17 protein-coding genes are annotated in these 23,614 nt (G+C 45.7%); 2 read left to right on the forward strand and 15 right to left on the reverse strand.

The annotated features are described in order from the left end of the window. Window positions 1–744 precede the first annotated feature (744 nt). From BLR32_RS01675 to BLR32_RS01720, 10 genes are all read right to left on the reverse strand, one after another. Window positions 745–1,248 carry a DinB family protein gene (locus BLR32_RS01675; RefSeq protein WP_089828502.1) on the reverse strand — a complete coding sequence of 168 codons (504 nt, stop codon included), beginning with the start codon at window positions 1,246–1,248 and terminating at the stop codon, window positions 745–747. Between the two features lie 38 nt (window positions 1,249–1,286). After that, window positions 1,287–2,321: a sialidase family protein gene (locus BLR32_RS01680; protein WP_089828503.1), complete on the reverse strand. Its 1,035-nt coding sequence runs from the start codon at window positions 2,319–2,321 to the stop codon at window positions 1,287–1,289. A 105-nt stretch (window positions 2,322–2,426) separates the two neighbouring features. Then, a complete protein-coding gene (locus tag BLR32_RS01685; RefSeq protein WP_176842127.1) occupies window positions 2,427–4,049 on the reverse strand; it encodes a SusD/RagB family nutrient-binding outer membrane lipoprotein in 1,623 nt (540 codons plus the stop codon). A 36-nt stretch (window positions 4,050–4,085) separates the two neighbouring features. Next, the gene (locus BLR32_RS01690; RefSeq protein ID WP_089828505.1) at window positions 4,086–7,643 is read right to left on the reverse strand and encodes a SusC/RagA family TonB-linked outer membrane protein; all 3,558 of its coding nucleotides are present in this window, start codon (window positions 7,641–7,643) and stop codon (window positions 4,086–4,088) included. Between the two features lie 379 nt (window positions 7,644–8,022). Next, window positions 8,023–9,069, reverse strand: coding sequence for a FecR family protein (locus BLR32_RS01695; RefSeq protein WP_176842128.1), 1,047 nt, complete (start codon window positions 9,067–9,069; stop codon window positions 8,023–8,025). 86 nt (window positions 9,070–9,155) lie between these two features. Further along, on the reverse strand, window positions 9,156–9,803 hold the full coding sequence (locus BLR32_RS01700; RefSeq protein WP_089828507.1) for an RNA polymerase sigma-70 factor: 648 nt from the start codon (window positions 9,801–9,803) through the stop codon (window positions 9,156–9,158). A gap of 192 nt (window positions 9,804–9,995) precedes the next feature. Continuing rightward, window positions 9,996–10,493 carry a ferritin gene (locus tag BLR32_RS01705; RefSeq protein WP_089829874.1) on the reverse strand — a complete coding sequence of 166 codons (498 nt, stop codon included), beginning with the start codon at window positions 10,491–10,493 and terminating at the stop codon, window positions 9,996–9,998. A 100-nt stretch (window positions 10,494–10,593) separates the two neighbouring features. Further along, complete coding sequence (locus BLR32_RS01710; RefSeq protein ID WP_089828508.1) at window positions 10,594–10,923, reverse strand: cupin domain-containing protein; 330 nt, start codon at window positions 10,921–10,923, stop codon at window positions 10,594–10,596. Window positions 10,924–11,107: 184 nt separating this feature from the next. Then, window positions 11,108–12,241 (reverse strand): TlpA disulfide reductase family protein, encoded by a 1,134-nt coding sequence (locus BLR32_RS01715; RefSeq protein ID WP_089828509.1) that lies wholly within the window; start codon window positions 12,239–12,241, stop codon window positions 11,108–11,110. A 280-nt stretch (window positions 12,242–12,521) separates the two neighbouring features. Further along, a complete protein-coding gene (locus BLR32_RS01720) occupies window positions 12,522–13,838 on the reverse strand; it encodes a sugar porter family MFS transporter (RefSeq protein ID WP_089828510.1) in 1,317 nt (438 codons plus the stop codon). Between the two features lie 193 nt (window positions 13,839–14,031). Here BLR32_RS01720 and BLR32_RS01725 point away from each other — a divergent pair, with 193 nt between their 5' ends. Further along, window positions 14,032–14,811, forward strand: a complete 780-nt coding sequence (locus BLR32_RS01725) for an alpha/beta hydrolase (protein WP_089829876.1) — start codon at window positions 14,032–14,034, stop codon at window positions 14,809–14,811. A 67-nt stretch (window positions 14,812–14,878) separates the two neighbouring features. Here the strand turns inward: BLR32_RS01725 and BLR32_RS01730 are convergent, their stop codons facing one another. From BLR32_RS01730 to BLR32_RS01750, 5 genes are all read right to left on the reverse strand, one after another. Then, on the reverse strand, window positions 14,879–15,448 hold the full coding sequence (locus BLR32_RS01730) for an AraC family transcriptional regulator (RefSeq protein WP_089828511.1): 570 nt from the start codon (window positions 15,446–15,448) through the stop codon (window positions 14,879–14,881). A 160-nt stretch (window positions 15,449–15,608) separates the two neighbouring features. Further along, window positions 15,609–16,454 (reverse strand): aldo/keto reductase, encoded by an 846-nt coding sequence (locus BLR32_RS01735; RefSeq protein ID WP_089828512.1) that lies wholly within the window; start codon window positions 16,452–16,454, stop codon window positions 15,609–15,611. A 292-nt stretch (window positions 16,455–16,746) separates the two neighbouring features. Continuing rightward, window positions 16,747–19,185, reverse strand: a complete 2,439-nt coding sequence (locus BLR32_RS01740) for a glycoside hydrolase family 95 protein (protein WP_089828513.1) — start codon at window positions 19,183–19,185, stop codon at window positions 16,747–16,749. Window positions 19,186–19,488: 303 nt separating this feature from the next. After that, the gene (locus tag BLR32_RS01745) at window positions 19,489–21,138 is read right to left on the reverse strand and encodes a GH39 family glycosyl hydrolase (RefSeq protein WP_089828514.1); all 1,650 of its coding nucleotides are present in this window, start codon (window positions 21,136–21,138) and stop codon (window positions 19,489–19,491) included. Window positions 21,139–21,407: 269 nt separating this feature from the next. Next, on the reverse strand, window positions 21,408–21,689 hold the full coding sequence (locus BLR32_RS01750; protein ID WP_089828515.1) for a YciI family protein: 282 nt from the start codon (window positions 21,687–21,689) through the stop codon (window positions 21,408–21,410). 101 nt (window positions 21,690–21,790) lie between these two features. Between BLR32_RS01750 and BLR32_RS01755 the strand changes: the two genes are divergently transcribed. After that, window positions 21,791–22,726, forward strand: a complete 936-nt coding sequence (locus BLR32_RS01755) for a helix-turn-helix transcriptional regulator (protein WP_143011326.1) — start codon at window positions 21,791–21,793, stop codon at window positions 22,724–22,726. Window positions 22,727–23,614 lie beyond the last annotated feature (888 nt).

Below are 23,614 nucleotides of genomic sequence, written 5' to 3' on the forward strand. Positions count from 1 at the left end.
TACGGCAATAAAATTCCATTACGCTCGCTGCGCCTGCAGCGACGTTCAAATGTTACGACAATAGAGTCCCATTACACTCCCTGCGCTTGCATCGGAGGTTCAAATGTTACGACAATAAAGTCTCGTTACACTCCCTGCGGTTCGCAGTGGAGGTTTAAATAATGATCATTAGACAAAAAGCAGGAGGTTGAGCCTGTTTTAGTTCGCGTTGATGATCCTGGTTTTAATAAGCAAAAAGGCTTTTAGAAAAATGATTTAATAAGTTCAATAGTTCAATAACGTCAGCACCGAACAAATGACGCCCGCATCAGCGCATCTGTCCCTTTTTCATTACGTTTATAGTTTCCTGGTTACGTCAGTATTAATTTTTGGATAGCTTCCTCTACATACAGAAAAGTAAAATTGATTTAGCAATCTGAAGTAAAAATAGAGAACTTTTTAACAAAGTAAAATGGAAACAGGGAGTTTTGATTTGCATTAACAATGTTTAATGTTCATTAACAATTAACGCGTTAGAAATATTACAACAGTGAGAAAACGCAGATCTGTCAACAATTTTATCATGTGACAGTACACTATACTTTTTTAGTAAATCTGTTAAATAATTATTTGCTGACAGATATGATCTTCTATCAGTACAGGGCGTACGTTATTGGGCTAACACGCGATAAAAACCAGTTTACATATTATTACACTTTGTCTCTTTTTTAGAACACATAGCAGACAAAACAACAACAAAAATAATTACGGATTAACAAGTGTCTTTACAGTTACCAGCAGCTGACCTGTATGTCTCATGGTATGTTCTGCTGCATGAAATAGTAAACCCATCACCGTAGAAGGCAATTGCTTTCTGCCTACTCCGCGGAAATCAGTCAGACTGCTTTCTTCAGTCACTTTTAATGTAGCGATAGCAGAAGCTACCTGTGCATCCAATGCTGTCAACAGGCTACTCACTGTTATACCAGTAGCCTGCTTTCCCTCTTCGGCCAGATAGCTTAGCTGCGCAGCCGATAATGATTGTCCTGCGGCATACGTGAACAACCTGTCCAGCACACCGGAGATATGTTGCAGGTGAAATCCCACAGACGCCACTCCTGCCGGTTGCTGCCATAACAATGCTTCCGGAAAACTTTCCATCAGGGCATGTATCTCTTCCTGCGCCTGTAACAACGTGTGTGCTACAGGTTGCAGCAAGGCAGGCACCCCTTCTACCGGGCCCCGCATCCATACTTCAGGTTGCTTCATAATAATATCAGGTTTAAAATCAGGAACAATGTTTAATGTTATTTCAGCTTCAGCACAACATGTTTAATATTCTCACGATTGTACGTATACGTAATATGTAACAATCCGTCTTTGGTCTGGATAACAGCCGGATAACTAAATTCTCCTTTAGGTTGTTTCACCAGTTCATATACATCCTCCCAGTGCTCGCCGTCTTTCGACACCGCTACCCGCAGCTCATTCCTTCCCAGCCACCAGTCCTTACCGGCTATCGCAGGATTGTATACCAGCACCTGCAGCCCTTTCCGGGTGGTAACAGCATCAATACCGGAATTAGGGTTCATCATCGGTTGCCTGCTGAGGGGTGACCAGGTCTGTCCCTTATCGTCCGACCAGGTCTGGACGATCACATTCTGACGACTCCTGGATACCATTTGCAGGCGATTCCCGGCATGAAACAGTATCGAAGGCTGTATCACCCCAAATGTATCACAATCTATCGCTATACGCTTCCAATTGTGCCCGGTGCTGTCTGAGATCTCCAGATGTATATGCCATTGCTTCTCGTCCCGGCTTTCTGTACTGGAAGGATGAAGAATGCTGCCATCGGCCAGTTGTACGGGTTTATTTTTAATCGGCCCCAGGATGCTGTCGGGCAGCCGTTCAGCGGGCGACCAGGTATGCCCGTGGTCAGTGCTGGACTGCATCATTCCCCACCATTCACGGGGATTGGGTCCTACTTTATAGAATAAGAGTACTCTGCCGCTATGGGTAGTAAGCAGTACAGGGTTCCAGGCGGCATACCGGGTAGTGTCATTCACAATGCCGGTGGCAGCGATAATTGGTGCAGACCACTTCCCTTTCTGAAAACGGGAAGTATAGATGCAGACATCGGGTGCACTTTCCCTGCTGCCGCCAAACCAGGCTGCCAAAAGCTCCCCTCCCGGTAATTCGGTAATGGTAGATGCATGGGCTGCAGGTACAGGCGGATGCTGCATGATAAATTCGTCTTTTACCAGTACCGCCTTCTGCTGTGCAGATGCCTGTAGTAAAGAGGCTATCACTAGCCCGGCTGTGAGAAGGTATCTTTTCATTGTACTCCGTTATAAAATTGACAAGGCCACAAAGATAACAATGTCTGCCATTGTTAGCTTTGTGGCCTTGCCCCCATCTAAATTATAATTCTTAAATCCTGTCTATTATTCTTTCATCCAGAAGATTTTTGCGTCACGTTTATCTTTTGCTCTTACTACATCATCGTAGCTGCTGTTATAAGCCACCTCACTTGCAGGATAAAGGAACCTGGTAGGAGCTAATTCATAACCCGCCTTTGGCGCCGGGTTATTGTACACCTGCGGATAACCGGTGCGGCGCCATTCAGCCCATGCCTGTCTTGCCTGCAGCACATTGAAATGCAGCCATTTCTGTGTCCATATTTTCGCAAGCTTCGTATTGGAATCACCCGAATAAGCAATAGAAGGCTGCGTCAGGAACTGGCTGATCGTATTAGTGGATGGCATGGTTAAGCCTTCACGGTTGTTAGGGTTCTGGCTGTACAGGAAATACATGAATGCGATTGCCTGACGAACACCCAGCTCATAACTCATCTGCGCGGTACCACCTGTAAGGCCCCAGCGTTCGAACGCTTCAGCTTTCAGGAAGTTCACTTCAGAAGCAGACATATAGATACCTGGCAGCTTGCCATTGGTCAGGTAAGTTGTGGAGTCGTATGATGCAAAGTAAGTGGCACTATCACCCTGGAGGATCGCATTGTAAGGCATCGCAACGTAATCTGCGTTAGGCTTACCTTCCTTGGTGGTATTCTTGTCAAACATAAGCGGGATACGTGGATCATTCGCTGGTTTCATCACAGTATTCAGCATATAGTCTGGCGCAATCTGTGCCCTGATCTCCGTGAATGAAGCCATTGGCGTATTGCTGTAGTTTGTGAGCTGATACAATAATATATCAGTGCTTGCCGGGCTATAGTTATCACCCACTCCATCTCCATCTACCAGCGGATACAGGATCGGATTTGCGAGGATCTCCTGTACTTCTGTTCTCGCTCTTGCCTCATCTACATTGGAAATGCGCATCAGGTAGCGCAGACGGATTGAATTCACATAACGACGCCATTTGTCGATACTTCCTTTCATCAGGTAATCCTGTGCACTGAAAGATGCAGTTGCAATGGCGTTCGGTGTTGTACCGGTAAACCAGTCAGCAATATCCTTCAGACCGATCAGTACTGTATCATACAGCTCTTTCTGATTCTGGAATTTTGCGTTTGAAATAGTGTTATCCATATCCAGTGATCCAGCTTCAGTGAAAGGGATATCACCAAACATATCGATCATCTGTGCAGTCTGGTCGAGCAGCAGTGCCTTTCCAGCCATCATAAAGATCTGGATGTTAGGACGCTCATCAAGCGGCAGGTTCATGTACAAACGCTGCATAGTACGATACTGCGCTACTACACCGTTACCGGTATTATAGTTCAGGTCAGTACCCTGGTTGCTTGGTGTGTAAAAGTCATTCCACAGATCCTGTACAGGACCGGCAGGCTGCAGATATCTTTCTTCCTTGTTATCTATAGTAGCAGTCTGACAAAATGCAGCAAGCATCGGCAATGCAATCGTACGCATTTCCGTATAGTTAGGTCTTGCGCGGTTGTTATCCTCTATGGATGAGAACAGTTTCTCAATAGTAGGATTAGTTGTTTTGTCAGGATCAACGTAGTAATCTTCAAGCTGGCTTTTGCAACCCGCCATACTAATAGCAAGAGCTGCGAAACAACCTATCTTTATCAATGTTTTTTTCATAATCATAACTGTTTGTAGCAAGTCACAATAAATTAATTAGAAGCTGGCGTTTAAGCTGAAACCATAGCTACGGGTAGCACCGGAAGAACCTTCATCGATACCCTGTTTTAACCAGCTACCACCCATTGGCGCTTCAGGATCAAGATTCTTCATCGTTCTGTAAACGTACAGGAGGTTTCTTCCTATCAGTGACAGACGCAGGCTCTGTAAGTGAAGCTTAGCTGCTGTTCCTTTTGGAACGGTGTAACCCAGTACCAGCTCGCGCAGTTTTGCGTAGTCGTTCTTTTGTACAGCCGGTTCGTTCCAGGATTGAGAATCATCATCAAACATATTCACGTAGTAATATCCTGCCTGAATGAGTTTGGTGTTTGGCTGACCATCTTCAGTTACACCTTTCAGGATCATACCATCATGATACAGCGGTCCATTTGGAGGAACAGAGGTGTGACTTGGAAGCTGCACCATCTGACCAGCAGTATTAATATAATAAGGGATACCACCGTGTTCTTCATCACGTCCTTCCAGTGTGCTCTTGAACATACCTCCACCGGTCTGATATTTCAGCGGTGTAGATACGATCTTTCCACCGAAACGGTAGTCGATCATGAAGTCCAGTGTCAGGTTATGATAGCTGATAGTGTTCGCGAAACCACCTACGATGCTTGGCAGCAGGTTACCTACTTTCTGATATTTCGTCTCGTCAATAGCATAAACCCCATCAGAGTTGATCACGAAGTTACCCTTGCCATCTGTTTTGCGAGGATACATATAGATGTTACCGATCGGCTGACCCTTTTCAGCTACCACTTTGAGGGCGTTCCTTGCTGCGTACAGCATAACGATCTGGTTTACACCTGGTGTCAGTGCTTCAACACTGGATGTATTTGTAGCGAAGTTCAGACGGGTGTTCCATTTGATGATCCTTGACACAGGTGTAGCGCTCAATGCAACCTCCAGACCTTTACTGTGCAATTCACCTACGTTGGTGATCCTTGTGTTCGCACCATTACTTACTGCAACGTTCAAACGCATCAAGAGGTCAGTTACACGGCTGTCATAGTAAGAGATGTCTACACCCAGACGGTTATTGAGCATTTTCACTTCCGTACCGAGTTCCAGTTCTTTCTTCTTCTCTGACTTCAGGGCTTCGTTACCATAGTTGTTCTGAGCGATCAGCAGTGGTACGGAACCTTTCACAGAAGAAACCGGTTTCTGCGTATAAGTTACGTTCGACTCAAACGGAGGAGGAGCGTTACCTACGAGACCGTAAGAAGCACGTACCTTACCATAAGAGAAGATAGTTGGCAGATGGAAAGCTTCAGTGAAGATGAAGCTCGTGTTCACTGATGGATAGAAGTAACTGTTGTTACCGGAAGGGAGCGTTGATGAATACTCCTGACGGGCAGTACCTTCCAGGAATAAGTAGTTCATATAGCTCAGGTTCATGATACCCAGGTAAGCGTATTTAAACGCTCCGCTACGTTGTTCTGAAGTATTCTGAACATTGTAGGAGTTGTTGATACTGAACCAGTTTGCAGTAACCAGACCACCGTTGGTAGATGAGTTCTGATCGCTGTAAGTTTCTTTACGTGTTTGCAGACCAGCACTGAAAGAGTAACCAAATTTCCTTGTTTCCTCATCTCTTGCGAAGGTCAGCAACTGGTCGCTATAGAAGATAGAATAACGTCCTTTTGCTACTGCATACTGACCGGTGCTGGTTCCTTCATTGAACGCGATAGGATACTCATTGAATTTCTTGGTTTCAATGTTGATGCTTGTGAAGTCATTACCTACCCTGGTACGGAATTTCAGTCCTTTTGCCAGGTCAACGTTCAATGTTACGCTGGATAATAAACGGTCCTGCTTTTCAATCTCCTGGTTACGCAGCTGATACCACAGGAAGTTCAGTACTTCTGACGGACGGATGTTGTATTTCAATGCCTCATCAGGATTCCACTGTGGTTTATCATATGGTACCCATTTGTATCCTTTGGAAGTTTTGAACTTGTCAAAGATGATACCCATATCTTCCGCACGGGAGAAGAACCCGTTATAATCGTTGAAGATACGCGCCATCTGCATCGGACGGTTGGTGATCTTTGTATTTACATAACCACCTACAACATCCAGGCTGATCTTGTTATGCAGCTTGATGGTACTGTTCAGGTTGAAGGTGTTACGCTGCTGATTACCGCCTATCTGAATACCTTTGTAGTCGTTACGGGTATAAGAGAAACGATAATTCGCTTTTTCTGTCATGTTCGAAAGGGATACATTCAAATTTGAATTGTATCCCTTCTGAAAGAGTTGTTTATAGTTGTCGGGTTGGGGTGAATAAGGATGCATACTACCATCCCACCAGGGAACCATGCGTCCGTCCATCTTTGGACCAAACTGGCCCCAGGCTCTGAAGTAAGGTCTTACTGTTCCATCAGTTCCGATGGGAACCCAACCGGCAGCGTTCGTATTTGAACCGGCAGAAGTTCTGTCATAGCCCGGACCATACACGTTCTGATATTCAGGAGCGAAAGCGATTCTTTCTGCGGTATGTGAATAGTTCAGATCAACACCTAAACCTCTTCCTTTCATACCTTTCTTGGTAGTGATTACCACAACACCGCTCGCCGCATCAGAACCATACAGGGCGGTAGCACTTGCACCTTTCAATACGGTCAGGCTTTCAATGTCTGCAGGGTTGATATCCAGGATACCGTTACCACGGATACGTGGATCAGACCAGTAGTCAGCATTGTTTGTACCGGCAGCACCTTTTTCGTTGTTGTTCCTGATCTGCACACCATCTACTACATACAGCGGTTGCGTGTTGTAGTTGAGGGAGTTCACACCACGGATCTGTATATTCACCGCACTGGTAGCACCACCGGGAGCAGTAGTGATCTTCACACCAGCTGCCTTACCATATAAGGCAGAGGCGAAGTTGGTGGCGCCAGCGGCAGTGATCTGTTCAGAAGTGATAGTACTTACTGCGTATCCGAGAGCCTTTTGCTCTCTCTTGATACCCAGTGCAGTTACTACCACTTCATTCATCATTTTTTCATTAGGCTGCAGTGTAATAGTGATAGCGGTTTTACCATTTACAGGAATTTCCTGTGTTTTAAAACCTACATAAGACACTAACAATACTGCGTCATCCGGAACGCTAATGGTAAATGCACCATTTTCATCCGTTGCTCCCCCATCAGAAGTCCCTTTGATCTTTACAGAAGCTCCGATCAAAGCCTCACCAGTCTGGTCTAATACCTTACCGGTAACTTTTATCGCTTTCAGCTGAGCACCTTTCGGCATGATAACGATCAGATTGTTGGACAGTTCCTGGTAAGTAAAACCGGAATTGTTCAATATCAGATCCATTACTGTAGTGATCTGTGCGTCTTTTACGTTAATATCTACTTTATTGTCACTCGGAATGTTCCTGTTGCTGAACATGAAACGGTAGTCACTCTGACTTTCAATAACAGTCAGCACCTTCTTGAATTCAACGTCACGGAGGTTAAGAGTGAGTTTGGTTGAAGCGCGGGAACCCGCCAGTACATTCAGACTCATGGTAAGCATTAGTCCTAGTACTAAATTCATAAGTAGCATTGGCTTTAAAAGCCCGTAAGGGATCTTTACGCCCCTGGGGCGTAGGATAAACGTCATAACTTAGATGTTAAGGGTGATTAAAGTCTTTCAAAATGTCAGGATTCTTTCAAAAAACCATTCATTCAAGGATATAAGTTTCTTGCCGGCAGGTACCATTTAAGAACGGTCCCTGCTTTATCTAGTAGTAGTCGATCTCTTTTCCCATAGACAAAATTTTAGGCGTTAATACTTTGTTTCTGGTGAAATGAACGAGCGAATACATACGGTGTAATCATAGACATAGGTATCGGCTGCATAGGGTTCTCATCTCACCTTTCAATGTTTGAAAGGATAATTTTTATCGTTTTTTTCTTCTTCCGTACTTTCCTGATTAATATATCACAATCGTCGAATCTTCTATTCTGTAACTGAAGTTTTCCGTGAGGTGCAGTGCGTTGAATGCTTCCGCCACTGTTTCTCCCTCGAGGATACCGGTAAACCTCAGCTGCTTCATGCCATTCCGGTTAAAACGGATACTGACATTATACCAGCGTTCCATTCTCCTGGCAAGTGTTTCAAAATCTTCATCCTGGAAAACCAGCTTATTCTGTAACCAGGATGTTTCCATGATCACTGTGTCCTTTTGCTGGAAGTAAGTCAGCGTAGTTAATGCAGGCGCATCTTTCAGACTTACTGACTTCTTTTTCTTAGGATCGTCATTGTTTACGACCAGTTTCTGAGATGGTTTCAATACAATCTTTTCAGAAGGATTGTCTGTTACCGTTACTTCTATTGCCCCTTTCAACAGTGTTGCTTCTGCTGATGTTTCGTTAGGATAGGATTTTACGTTGAAAGCTGTACCCAACACTTTGATATCCATGTTATTGGCATGAATGATGAATGGCTTCTGTGCATCGCTGTGCACATCAAAGAAAGCCTCACCTGTCAGATATACTTCACGGCTTTCCTGCGGGAAATTAGCAGCATATTCCAGCTTACTATCCGCATTCAGCGTAACCCGCGTGCCGTCCTCCATCATAAAGGTGGATTTCTCCCCTTTGGAGGTGTACTTAGCTACAAGCGGTTCATGCAGTGAGTTGTAAAAGTACACGCCGGCGGTGATCAGGAGCGCTACCGCAGCAGCAGCACCAGATATCCATACCAGGCGGCCTTTCCCGCGTACTGGCGTCATCAGCGGCTCTATTACCGGCGTACCGGCTTCTTTCTCCAATTCACCGATACGCATTTGCACATTAGAAAAAAGTCTTCTGCTGTCAATATGATCATGATGATTCTGGGCCCAGTACATGCGGAACAGTTCATACTGTCTTGCTAAGGCAGTATCCTCACTCATGATATGTTTCAGTTCCCGGCCTTCTTCAGGTGTTGAATCACCAGCCAGGTCCTTTATAACAATTTCAAAAAAACGTTCACTCATTGTCCGATGGAATAACCCTTTGTATATAAGACAACATTTAGTACCTAATATGCTTACAAGGTTTAAAATTTTTTTTAACATATATATTAAAGGGCATTACCCATAAATATTGATATTATCAGCAAGGTCGTTATAATACTATCGGTAATATTATCCGAGGCCTGCCTGCCCGCCTTTTTCAGATAAGGCTCCATGGCAACTGTCATCTTTTTCATAGCACGCAGCATCTGCGTATGTACGGTACGAGGGGATATATTCAGGATCTCAGCTACCTCCTTATATTTCATCCCATTTTCCTTTACCAGCCGGAATATAATGCTACACTGGCGGGGCAGAGAAGATATGGCCTGATCCATTCTGAAAAACAACTCTTTCTTTTCTAGTTCCATCTCCGGAGAGGCTGTATTGACCAGCTGAGTGCCTCCCTCATGATCGTCTATATTCACCAGTTGAGTACTGGAAAAACGCTTATTATAATTCAATGCATGGTTCTTAACGGCAATAAAAAGGTACGTCTCAGGCTTGAGAACGTCCTTCATTTTCGCCCTGTCCATCCAGCATTTAACAAATACATCGGAAACTATCTCTTCCGCAACTTGTTGATAATGAACGTACATTGTGCAAAATTTAACGAGCCTTGGGTTTAATTCATGGAAAAAAACCTCAAATGATTTAGGATCGCTATCAACCGTGATGCGCTCCCATAGATCATTTATATTAACCTCCTTTTGCATTCTAACTTTTCATTATATTTCAGACAGCAATGTAGTAAAAGTATATGGCAAATAAAAATAATAAAACTTTCTGAATTAATTATTTATAATATATATTATCTGCCATACATTAGAAAAACAGGGGGTATTGCACGGCAATAAAAAACCCGTCCTGCTTACGCAGAACGGGCACATAAATATCTGTAAATCAATTTATTGCTGTTCCATTGTCATGATATCACGGTCAAACAGGTATAAACCGCTCTTATCATCCCCGATCAGCTCGAGCTTGTCATTACATTCCCTGGCCAGCCGTTCTTCCTCAATCTGCTCATTTACATACCATTGCAGAAAATTGTGGGTAGCGTAGTCCTTTTCCTGTAATGCAATATCCACCAGCTCGTTAATACCCTCACTCACTTTTACCTCATGGGCAAACAACTCCTCAAACGCCTTTTTCAGAGATACAAAGGTCAGGATAGGTTGGTCCAATGCCGGTATCACCGCAAAACCACCCCTCTCGTTAATATAATGGATCAGCTTCAGCATATGGAAACGCTCCTCATCGCTGTGCTTGAAGAAAAACTTTGTTACGCCTTTCAGACCAGGCTGTATATCCGCCCAGCTGCCCATTGCCAGATAAGCCTGGGAAGACTGCGCTTCCATTACTACCTGACGGTTCAGGGCTTCCTGCATTCTTTGTGACAACATGTTATTTGCTTTTAGGGTGAAGAATTGAACAGAATAAATGTACTGATTTTCCAGAGCCCGCTGAAATATAAACAGCTCCTCATCATTGGAAATCACCGCATTACTTAATAAAATCCTCTCTGTGCGGACTAAACACATCTATCAGCACACCCGGCTCCAGGCACAGGGCGCCATGCACTACATGCGGCGGAATGTAATAGGCATCTCCCGCCTTCAGAACCCTTTTCTCCCCATCAATCGTGATCTCAAACACCCCGCTTTCCACATGGGAGATCTGTGAGTGGTAGTGCTCATGTAAGGCGCCTACCGCCCCTTTCTGAAATTCCACTTTTACCAGCATCAGCTGCTCATTATAGGCCATTACCTTCCTGCGGATGCCCGGGTCAGGCGTTTCCCATTGAATATCTTTGTCTTCTATAAAAGGGTTCATATCGGGTTTATTTTTCCGTATTAAAAGCCTCCAGGACCATCGGCTGTAAACTATCTGAAAATAAATAGCCCATAGCTTACCGGCCCTGTCGCGGGTTATTTAGCTTACCAATTTAATCATTGATCTGCTAATAACGGCACAACAATTTCGATCTGCTATGGGCTATTTTATACTATTCAGAGAATTATTTCAGTATTTCACTCAGGCGTTTATCCAGCTCCTCCCCTCTCAGGTTCTTAGCCACGATCTTCCCCTGAGGATCCAACAGGAAATTCTGTGGTACTGATCTTACACCGTACATTTTTGCAACGGCATTATCCCAGTACTTCAGGTCAGATACATGCGTCCAGGTCAGGTTATCTTTATGGATGGCTTTCAGCCAGGCATCATGACCATTGGGCTGATCCAGTGATACGCTCAGGATAGTGAACTGCTTGTCTTTGTGGTTGTTGTACGCTGCCACTACATTCGGATTTTCTGCACGGCAGGGGCCACACCAGGAAGCCCAGAAATCCACCAGTACATATTTACCACGGAAGTCCTTCAGGTTCACCGGTTTACCCAGTGTATCGTTCTGTGTGAACAGGGGCGCTTCTGCACCAATAGCGGTCGACTTCCAGCTATTCAGCAGTTTTGCATATTCCTGTCCGTTCTTGCTACTTTTCACTTTAGGATCCAGGCTGTTATACATAGACTCTATCTGTCCCACATCGTCCGGCATCCCGCCAGAATATTGCTGTAAAGCATCCAGGCTGATAATGGATTTAGGATTGTTTTTCACGAAATCCACATAAATGGCCTTTTCCTGTTTGCGGATATCCTCAACTTTCTGGTCGAGGTACTGACGGAATTCCAGGGAGCCCCGTTTTTCTTCATCGGCTGCCATATATTCAGCATTCAGTTGACCGAAAAGCGCTCCTACCGGTTTCAACGCTTCCTGTAAGCGCTGATTATCAGTATTCACCTGAGAGCCTGCGAAAGTGGCCTTCTGAACAGAGTCAGGGCTGGTCATGGTAATAGTCCCTTTTTCCACATAAAAGACGATCATGTCACGGGCTCTTGGGTCAGCCGGCGGATTGATGTGCTTCAGTACCATCATGGCCTGGGAAGGACCATCCACTGTTCCCTTAAATTGAAATGTGCCGTCTTTTAACTCCGCAGAGTCTCTTACGTCAACTCCTCCGTTGCGGTAAACAAATTGGACTTTGGCAGGCGCGTTCCAGCTACCGATCTTGCCTTTCAGTACAAAATCCCCTTTCTGGGCTAACAAAATGCCTGGGGACAGCAGTAATGTGAAGGCTGCTAATAATTGCTTCATGCTTGGTTTGGTTTGATTTTTTACGAGTATCACTAAAAATAGTAAATAAAAGTGAACCCCGACCGCGCTGCGGGATGACCGGCAAAAAGACTGTATGAGCTCCCGGTATGAAAAGCATACGATAGGCATACGACAAGTATACCATCTCCTACCTATAGGCTCATTACTATAGCATTACAGGCACTGTTCTATAGCGATCGCTATAGAGCAGTGCCTGTAATGCTATAGTAATGAGCCTATAGGTTAAGGACCGTATGCCTGTCGTGTACTTATTATAAGCTTATTCTATGCCTAGTTCTTTCTGGATTTCTTCCAGGGATCGACCCTTGGTTTCCGGCATCACTTTCCAGATAAACAGCAACTGTAACAGCATCATACCGCTGTAAAACACAAAAGAGTAGAATCCGCCCATTTCACTGCCGGCCACAATAATGGGGAAAGTCCAGGAAATAATAGCCGCCATGATCCAGTGGGTAAAACTGCCCAGTGCCCCACCCTGTGATCTCACCGAATTAGGGAAGATCTCCGAGATGAACACCCAGATCACCGCTCCCTGGGAGAAGGCAAAAAAGGCAATATAACCGATCAGGTAGATCAGCACATTCCCACCCAGGTGAGCAGGGTCCCTGAAAGCATAGGCAGTCAGCCCGAGGAACAGGATCATCCCCAGGGAACCGATCAGCAGCAGAGTCTTACGACCGAATTTATCAATAACGGTCATGGCCAGTAGAGTAAACAACAGGTTGGCGGCACCGATATATACCGGTTGCAGATAAGCCTCCGCTTTACTGAAACCTGCCAGTTCGAATATACGGGGAGCATAGTACAGGATGGCGTTGATACCCGACAACTGGTTAAACATAGCCAGTAAAACAGCATACAGGATCGGTTTCGCATACCTTACCTGGAACAGGTTTTCCTGATGCGTTTTAACAGATTCCCTGATAGCCCTGATGGCGCCGGGAACATCCGGCTCCTGCAACTTTTGCATTACCGGCACAGCTTCTTCTTCCCGGTTGTTCAATATCAGCCAGCGGGGACTTTCCGGGATAGTCCTCAACAATATCGCAAACAGGGCTGCAGGAACTACCATGATCCCCAGCATCCAGCGCCAGGAATCATCTCCCATTCCGACAAACAGGAAATTGGTCAGATAGGCGATGAAGATCCCGCCCACTATATTCAGCTGGAAAGAGCCCGCCAATCTACCCCGCAGCTGAGCGGGAGAGATCTCTGAAATATACATGGGTCCTACCACTGAGGAAGCACCAACGGCAACACCAGCCATAAAGCGGAACAATACGAATAACAGCCAGGCTGAAATAGAGGCACAGCCAATGGCCGAAACGACATACAATAAGGCGATAGCGATCAATACCTTCTTGCGGCCATAAATACGGGCAGGTACGCCTACTACCAGCGATCCCAGTACAGTGCCGATCAGACTGGAAGCAACCGTAAATCCCAGCCAGAAAGGACTGAGTTTCCATAAATCCATAATCGTCTTTTCCGCACCGGATATAACCGCGGTTTCAAAGCCAAACAGGAAACCGCCTAATGCAGCGATTAAAGCAATTCTAACAGGATAAGAAAACATGCGTGTAGTTTATTGTGATTATTGTGGAGCCTCGGGTGATCATAACGTTTTACAATAAGGGAAAAAAGTAAACATAAAAATCGGTAAAAGCAACTCTCCATGTTTGAAATTCATATGTCGCTTATTTGATATTGCTACAGCCCGCACAAAACGCTTCCGGCATCTTTGCATCATAAATACAATTGAAATGAAAATGCTTAAGAATTCAATCAGACCCGTAAAATGGCTCAGCGCCACATTGTTTGCTGCACTCATCATTGCATTTCCCCTTGTAATGCAGGCACAGGAATCGGCTAAAGTAAAGAATATCATCCTGGTACATGGCGCTTTCGCCGACGGTTCAGGATGGGAAAGTGTATACAGGATACTGGCAGCCAAAGGATATCATGTAACAGCATTACAGTACCCTATGACCTCACTGGAAGACGACGTGGCGGCACTTAACAGAGCGATCGACAAGCAGGATGGTCCAACTATCCTGGTAGGTCACTCCTATGGAGGCATGATCATCACCGAGGCAGGTGTTTCTCCAAAAGTAACGGCACTGGTGTATGTTGCGGCATTCGAACCTGATGCAGGCGAATCGCTGGTAACGCTGGTACAGACGGCTCCTGCAGCACCTGAGAATGGCATTCTGGCACCAGACGATAAAGGTTTTGTATACTACGACGAAGCTAAGTTCCATGATGGATTTGCAGGTGATCTGCCTAAAGATAAAACAGCATTCATGTACGCATCTCAGGGTGCAATCTCCGTAAAGTGTTTTACTACTCCGGCCACACATATCGCATGGAAAGAGAAACCCAGCTACGCTATTCTGACCACTGATGATAAGAGTATCAATCCTGTTATACAGGAGAATATGGTGAAACGTTCAGGTGCAAAAGTGACCAGGATAAAAGCCAGCCACGTTGTATTCATTTCTCATCCGAAAGAAGTAGCTGCTGTTATTGAAACTGCAGCTAAGCACTAAATACATCACTATGAAAAAGGGGGCCTCAAAAAATGAAGTCCCCTTTTTGTTTATGCAGCGGTCCCATTTACAGCAACGCTGCCGCTGCCTTTCTTCTGAATGCAGCAGGAGTAATGCCCATATTTTTCTTAAAGAACAAACTGAAATTCGGTTGCTCCGCAAACCCTATACTATAACCAATTTCCTGCAATGTCCAATCGGTCTGTAACAACAGCATCTTAGCCTCTTTCAGCAAACGCTTACGGATATGTGTACTGACGTTCTGCCCTGTATGTTTCTTTAACAAAGTGTTCAGATAATTGGGATGTACATCCAGGCTGGCGGCAAATTCCTTTGCTGTTTTTATAGCAATTGGATTGTTGTAATTGACATTTGCAGTTTCCCGTTCCAACAGGTTGAAGAATGCGCGCACATGCCTGTACTCATCAGAAACACAATCCGGTTTTTTAATATCGGAGATGGGAGTGCTCTGTATTATGAGCAACTGCAGATAGGTTCTGATGGCATCTTCATCCAAACGGCGTCCCAATCTTTCCTCCCGTTCCATATTGGCGAAAATACCGTGCAGCACTTTAATATCAGCGGGCGGCAACCGGCGCAACAGACCGATTGTTTTGGCTTCCAGTATTGTCATCATATCTGTCTGAGATTTACCCCACAAATATGTCTATCCTCCCGAAATTTTCAGTTGTACCAATGCTCGCATTTGAGGTATTTTTCCCACTTTTTGGTGAAAACACAAAAAGCCGCCCACTCCGTGAACAGAGCGAAGCGGCTTATTACACAATCAAGTAATCTTATTTTGATAATTCGTCGAACTCTTCGTCGGACAGCTCTATATCAGCAGCGGCCAGGTTTTCTTCCAGATGCTTTACAGAACTGGTGCCGGGTATCAGCAGGATATTATCTGCACGTTTCAGCAACCAGGCCAGCGCGATCTGTGCAGTTGTGGCATTGTACTTAGCAGCAATCCTGCTGATCTTATCTGCCAGTGTTTCCGGACCTGAAGCCAACGGGAACCATGGAATAAATGCCATTCCACGTTTAGCTGTATAATCCACAATTTCTTCCCACTGCCGGTTACCCAGGTTGTAGAGATTTTGCACAGATACAATAGGCAATACTTTTTCCGCCCTTTCAATCTGCTCAATATCTACTTCAGACAAACCCACGTACCTGATCTTGCCTGCATTTACAGCGTCTACCACAGGCGCCAGTGTTTCTTCTACCGGCACATTAGGATCGAAACGGTGTAGCTGCCAGAGATCAATGGTGTCTACCTTTAAGCGTTTGAGACTCCCTTCAATATTCTCACGGATAAAAGCTGGATCACCATTAGGTACCCACTGATTGGGACCAGGGCGATTAAAGCCCCCTTTAGTAGCGATCACCAGGTCATCTTTATAAGGGTACAATGCGTCAGCGATCAATGATTCATTAAACTTTGGCCCATATGCTTCTGCAGTATCGATGAAATTCACACCGCCGGCTACAGCAGCCTGCAGTACTTTCTTCGCATTCTCGCGATCAGCTACCTCTCCAAATACGCCTGTTCCTGTCAGTTGCATTGCCCCGTACCCAAGACGGTTGATCTCTAACTGGCCTCCCAAGCTGAAGGTCAGACTCTTTGTGCTTGTTGCCATTTTCTTATGTTTTAATAATCAATCCTGAAATATGTGATAATGCTGTGGCGTTGTGCTTTCAGCATTCTGTCCGCGATAAGCATCAATAAACGTACCTGCTTAGGTTACCGGTCGCAGCCAGGATGGGTCTATCCAAATAAATAGCTGACTATGGTTGAACATTTAGTACAGTGACGTTCTGTCTGTTCATTTCGTCCAGTTTTCTGACACAAAGATGGATTGTTTGTTAAAAGCAGCTATTATCAAAAGCAAATGTTTTATTATGAATATCAAAGATGGAGATGAAACTACCTCACCCCGCCGTAAACACATACACTTTTCCTTTCTCCGTCGGCACATCATACAAATTCGTCGCCTCAAATTCCAACGGTTTCACATCCTTACTATGTATCAGGGGCGCTGCTACCGGCGTTACCTGGTAAAAAGGATTACTATTCTCTCCGCTTGCCTTCACCAATGCCTGCGCACCTTTCAACGCCTGAGTACTTCTGATACGACAGTTACCGCCCAATGTAGACCTGATCACCAACTTAGTGATCTTTCCATTCTCCCATACCAGGTCTTCCACTACAAATCCACCTCTTGCACGCAAGCCTTTTATACTACCCGTTTTCCATTGCTGCGGAAGCGCCGGCAATACATGAATAGCTCCATCATGACTTTGCATCAGCATTTCCGTAATACCAGATGTACAACCAAAATTCCCGTCTATCTGAAAAGGCGCATGTGCGTCAAAGAGATTGGTATACGTACCACCACCTTTTTTACCAACAGGACTTAACTGGTTAGTGATAAGTTTCAACGCATGATCGCCGTTACGTAACCTGGCCCACCAGTTCACTTTCCATCCCATACTCCATCCTGTAGAGATGTCACCACGTTGTATCAGCGTAGTATTAGCAGCACTGGCCAGTAATGGCGTACGGTCAGGCGAGATCTGCGCAGAAGGATACAGGCCGTATAAATGTGATATATGGCGGTGTTCATCTTTAGGATTATCCAGGTCATCAATCCATTCCTGCAATTGTCCGTACTGACCGACCTGCATTGGCGGCAGCCGCTTACGCACCATCCTGAAAGTATCTACCAGCGCTTTATCCTTTCCCAGGATATCGGCAGCATTAATAGCAGCGCTCAATGCATCAAAAACGATCTGATTATCCATAGTAGCACCTGCATCCATATGAACACCCGGCCTGGAAGCCGGTGCATTTTCAGGCGAGTGACCAGGATTCACCACCAGGTAGCCGCGCTTTGGATCTTCTACAAGATCATCCACAAAGAACAGCGCAGCGCCTTTAATAGCAGGATATACATCCGCGAGATAGCTTTTATCCCCGTTATAGAGATAGCGTTCCCAGAGGTGCTGCGCCAGCCAGGCGCCACCCATACTCCAGATACCCCAGTTGATCTTATCCACAGGGCCTGTAATACGCCAAAGATCTGTATTGTGATGCGCTACCCATCCCCGGGCGCCATACAGGATCTGTGCCGTGCCCTGTCCTGTAACAGAAAGCTCTTTCACCATCTGTATCAGCGGTTCATGCATTTCCGGCAGGTTATCTTTTTCTGCCGGCCAGTAGTTCATTTCTGTATTGATATTGATCGTGTATTTGCTATCCCATGGCGGCGTCATTTCTGCATTCCAGATACCCTGCAGCGTAGCTGGCTGTCCGCCGGGCTGAGAACAGGATATCAGCAGATAACGGCCAAACTGAAAATAAAGCGACACAAACTGAGGATCATATGTTTTGGCGAAATTGGCCAGCCGTACATCAGTAGGTTCTCTTGCGGCATCGGAAGTGCCCAGGTCGATCTTCACGCGATTGAAATAACGTTGATATGCAGCAATGTGCTCCTTCAGCAAAGTTGTGTAAGGCTTTTTCACAGCCGTATTCAGATAGGCAGTGGCACGCTTTACCTCATCAGCAGTAAGGTCATGATAGTTCACATAATTGGTGGCCATGGAAATAAAGATCAATGCACTGCTGGCATTCTTCACGGTAATGGCAGTATCTCCGGTGCTTACACTGCCGCCTGTTGCAATCACTCTTGCTATACCGTTAAACTTCACTTTTCCTTCTACCGTTTCATGGCTTCCTGTCATACCCTTCACCGTAAGATCCTTCCCGCTTGCTTTTACCACTGCGTTCTTCTGAGGGGTGGTCAGATAAGCGGAGAAACCCAGTGTACCCGGTTTGCTGCTGCTCAGTCGTACGATGATGGTCTGTGCAGGCACAGAAGCAAATACCTCCCGGGTATATTGCACGCCATTCACCATATAAGTGGTTTTTGTGATCGCTCTTTCAATATCCAGTTCCCTGTAATAATCCTGGTATTGCTCATGACCGGGAAACGCCAGATGCAAGCTGCCTACAGGCTGGAACATTTGTCCGTTGGATGTTTTGGTCTGGACCTTCGCTGCTGCCAGATCCTGGGCCTCCTTCTGTTTACCTTCAAAAATCAGCTGTCTGATCATAGGCATTGCAGCCCGGGCCTCCGGATTGTCATTACGATTAGGACTACCAGTCCAGACGGTACCTTCATTCAGCTGAATGATTTCTTCAGCGGGATTCCCGAATACCATTCCTCCCAGACGACCGTTCCCTACGGGAAGCGCAGCCGTCCATATATCGCCGGCGGGTTGCCGGTACCATAATTTCAATGATTGTTGCGCAAAGGATAATAGTGGTAAGATGCCTCCTAGTACAAGCAGGGTTATTTTTTTCATAACTGGATAATGTGTTAGACCTATAAAAAATCAGCCACGCCTGTGGGCAGTTCATGACTGGGGTATATGATACAGGAAAGCAAAATACAAATGATGATCTATGAATGCAAACCGTCTGTAAATAATAACTGTATTATTAACACATAAATATCTTGTCGCGGCACATCCGCCAGTGGGGTAAACACTTTTATCTTATCCCGTATAACTCTTCAATTTTCTGTCATCCGGATAAACATCAGTTTTATCTTATCCCGGATAACTCTTCAGTTTTATCTCCATCCGGATAACTCGTCAGGAAATTAACTAAGCCGTTTCATCTATCAGCATTACATCCCATGGCTGCAATATTTTGCTGATCAGCAGTACGCCTGCATTGCTTGATAGTACCTGTTCTTCCTTCACCGCCATCGCCATCAGCTGCATTGTTTTCAACTGATCGCCAGCCAGCTGGTCAGGATTGCCTGCCTGCTTCCAGGCATACAGCGCATTACCATTCTCTCTGTCGAGTATTTCCACATTAAAGCGGGCGTCTTTATTAGCATTCATGAGCTTAAACGTAAAGTTACGCGGCTCTCCCAGTTTGAGGGTACTGTCTACCACATCAGCTGCACCGAAAGGCGGCGCTGTTTTCAATGCTGTGGGATAGTTATATACTAATGTAGTCAGCTTCTGTGTGCTCTTATGGCGTGTTACAACAATGCCGTCCTTATTGTACAGCAGTTCATCTCCCAGCGCATGCAACATCCTGTAGGCATGGAAAGATGGTTTTGCAATGCCCTGGTAGTTCAGCAATCCAAAGCCGCCGGAGAATGCCTGTCCGCCCATACCTTCCTCACCGCAGTCCGTAAACGACCAGTAGGAAAGCGAGTCCGCCAGGCCAATACTATCAACATTAGCCTTTATGATGTAAGCAGCAGGCGGCAATGCATCGTGCATTGCATCCCTGCCGGAAGAGCTGGTACCCCATTCTGTGAGATGGATTTCCGCCTTCGGATAACCGCTTTTATCTACCGCAGCTCTCAGCCATTGCAGATCTTTCAATGTGGCATCTGCACTGCGGGTACGGCCTTTGCTGTTATTGTAAGGAAAATCGGTAGGATAAGGATGTGTGGAAATGAAGTCGACAGGTGCCTGTTCACGTTTGCAGTAGTCCAGGAAATCCTGTATCCATACGCCTTTCCACGGCAGACTGTCCAGGTCTTCTGTGCTACCGCTCAGTATTTTTGACTTATCTTCTGCTTCACCATCGAAGCGACCATCGCCTACAAAATTGCTGGTAGCAGGCCCACCTACTTTCAGTGCCGGCGATACTGCCTTGATAGCCTGTGCAGTGGCTTTGTACATCGCGAAGTACTGACTTTTGCTGCCATCCCACATGCTTTTCTGGTTAGGCTCATTCCACACTTCGAAATACCAGGTGCTGACTTCACTCTGGCCAAATTTTTCTACACAGTGTTTTGTGAAATTAGTGACCAGTTGTGCCCATTTCGAAAAATCAGCCGGTGGCGATACATTGGCTTTCCACCAGAAGGCAGTACTTGTTCCACCAGCCATTTCTTTGGGAAAGAAACTCAGTTCTACGAAAGGTTTCATACCCGATTTCAGGATGCGGCTGATCAGATCATCCACTCTTAACCAGTTGTACACACCACCCTGGTATACAGACATATCATCATGAAAGATCCCATGAAAGCGACAATATTCAAAGCCACAATGTTTCTTTGTGAACTGCAGTTGTTCCAGCCAGGGGGAACCAGGACGGAATACTTCACCAGCCCGGCCTGCACCTACACATTTGCTCCAGAAATGAGAAAAAGTACGTCCCGGAATTTTGGTGTCAATTAACAACGGTTGTTGCTCTTCCCAGAATGAACGGCCCGAAACTACACCTGGTATCAATGCACTACCAGCAGCTGTAATAATTGCCTGCTTCAAAAAATTACGTCTTTCCATGAGGTAAGGGTTAGTTAAAATTATGTAGCCGCCCCCTGAACCGGCAGTCTGTTTTTCATATCGCGACACTGCTCACTTTAATACAAATTCCGGGGATACAAGCTATTTTGATTGATAAAATTCTGCTCTGCTGTCAGACAAGTATTGATTTACAATGTACGGTATTTTATGAAATACGCAAACGTTTGCGCAATTCATTGACTACAACACACATATGTACAAATTACTCTATGTTTACGATAAATGCAAATAAAGGGGCGAGGATATTTTTAAAACGTAACTGGTACAGCATGAATAACTTGGCTTACTTCTGCCTGGATCGCAGGATCATTGGCCAGTATAGTACACAATTCTGTATCTGATGATATTGATAATGAGACGAATAGCCCTTCTTCATGTACCAGCCGACTGGTTTGCAGTACTTTTCCCTGCTGCTGCAACTGACCATAGAATGCCGTTTGTGCCGCCAGGTATGCCATTCTATCCTCCCGCGACCAGTTTTTTCCCCTGTTAAAGAATAGCAATACGCCATGTGGCTGTCCGTAGTTCATAAATAACTTTATTTTTGTGCAAAGTTCCGCATCACGGCATTCATCCTGTTAACGCAAACGGTACTTTTATAGCCGCAAACAGTGCCAAACCTGCTTTTCTTATGAACATTATACAACCACTATATCCTACCCAACAGATAGAAGAGATCAAACGTTTCTATAGCAGGGAACAAACAACCGGTCCCGAGATCTGGTCCAGGGAAATCCGTCTGGAAAATGCCCGGATGTTCTGGTACACATACATTGCCGACAAAGAATATCATATGCCAATGCGGCAGATGGGAGAGCGGGTGGAAATGCATTTCAAGCTGCATGGTAAATCAGGCGTTTCTTACGAAGGACAACACTTCGTAATGAAGACCAATGAACAGAGTCTTTTTTACCAGCATGACCTGGAAGGAGAATTTATCCTGTTTCCCGGTGAAGAAAGTTCCTTCTTTGAAGTAGAACTCTCCCGTTCTGCATTTGAGTCACTGGTAACGGAGGAATGCCCTTTTCTGCAACAGTTCTCCGAACAATTGCAAACACCCCGCCATCACCTGTGGCCGGGTCATACGATGGCCATCACGCCCCAGATGCATATGATCATCACTGAAATGGCCACTACCGCTTACACCGGACAAATGAAACGCCTGTTCCTGGAAGCGAAACTCATAGAATTGTTCCTGCTCCAGGCGAGCGGGTTTGACCAGTATACGCCTCATTCCGCCGACCTCCGGCCCGCAGACGTCGAGCGACTGCATGCCGCCAGGCAATACCTGGAACAACACTTTACAGACGACTGTTCCATCATTTCACTGGCCAGCCAGGTGGGCATCAATCAGAAGAAACTGAAACAGGGATTTAAAGCATTATTTGGGCATACCGTATTCGGCTACCTCAGCCATATACGGATGGAAAAAGCCAAACAATTGCTGCTCGATGAGAAGAAAACTGTGGGAGAGGTGTCAGAATTGGTTGGGTATCAACATCAGCAACATTTTGCGGCGGCATTTAAGAGAAAGTACAATATTCTACCAGGAAGTCTTAAAAATTAAGGAGCCTGTGACCCGATGTAAAAACAAACGTGATTAACAAAACATAATAGGACTCCGGCAGGAGTCCCATTGTTTGTAGCCCGGGGTGATTAACCCCGGGGACCAATGATCCATCCACCCGGATGATATCCCGGAATGATCCACGCCATAATTCCCCCGATAATAACCACGGGACAATGATTCACGCGGTATGCCAATAACGCCCCAATGATTTCCCAGCACCCGGGACCCGCTCAACCATGATTTCACGCAGTGTGTCCAATGATATCCGCGGGACCAAATAATATTTTTCATTTCTCATTGGGGTAAAGACCCTCCTGATGATTTCTATACAAAACTGACATCATTGCTTGTTCTCTGCTAGTTCTCTGCTAGTTCTCTGCTTCTTCTCTGCCTGTCCTCTCCCTGCTTTTTGGTTAAAATAATATCAGCAAGTTGTTGCTTAGGTGCTTTTTTATGCTGAATTGACCATAATGCTAGTTCGACGCTTATTCGACGCTAGTTCGATGCTAGTTCGAATACTGTTCGAGCGGGGTGTTTGCGTTAAAATAATATCAGGTTTATTTCCGGGGGGACATGGGGGATTATCGGATCGATCATTCCCGGGGGTATCATCGTGGGATATAACGATGTGGATCGTTCCCCGGTGGCGTCCGGGGCGGATCGCGGGGCACGGGGGGCCATCCCGCGCGGATCGCGGTCCCCGGGGTTACACCCCGCGTGGATCGCGGCCCGGGGTTATCACCCCCACGCGGATCATCGGTCCCCGGGGTTACACCCCGCGCTACAAACAATGGGACTCCTAACGGAGTCCTATTATGGTTTGTTAATGGCGTTTGTTGGGCCGGGGACCATCGTGGGCGGCATGGCGTGGGATTATTCCCCCGG

It is taken from the genome of Chitinophaga filiformis (assembly GCF_900102545.1).
In the GTDB taxonomy this organism is placed as follows: Bacteria; Bacteroidota; Bacteroidia; order Chitinophagales; family Chitinophagaceae; genus Chitinophaga; species Chitinophaga filiformis.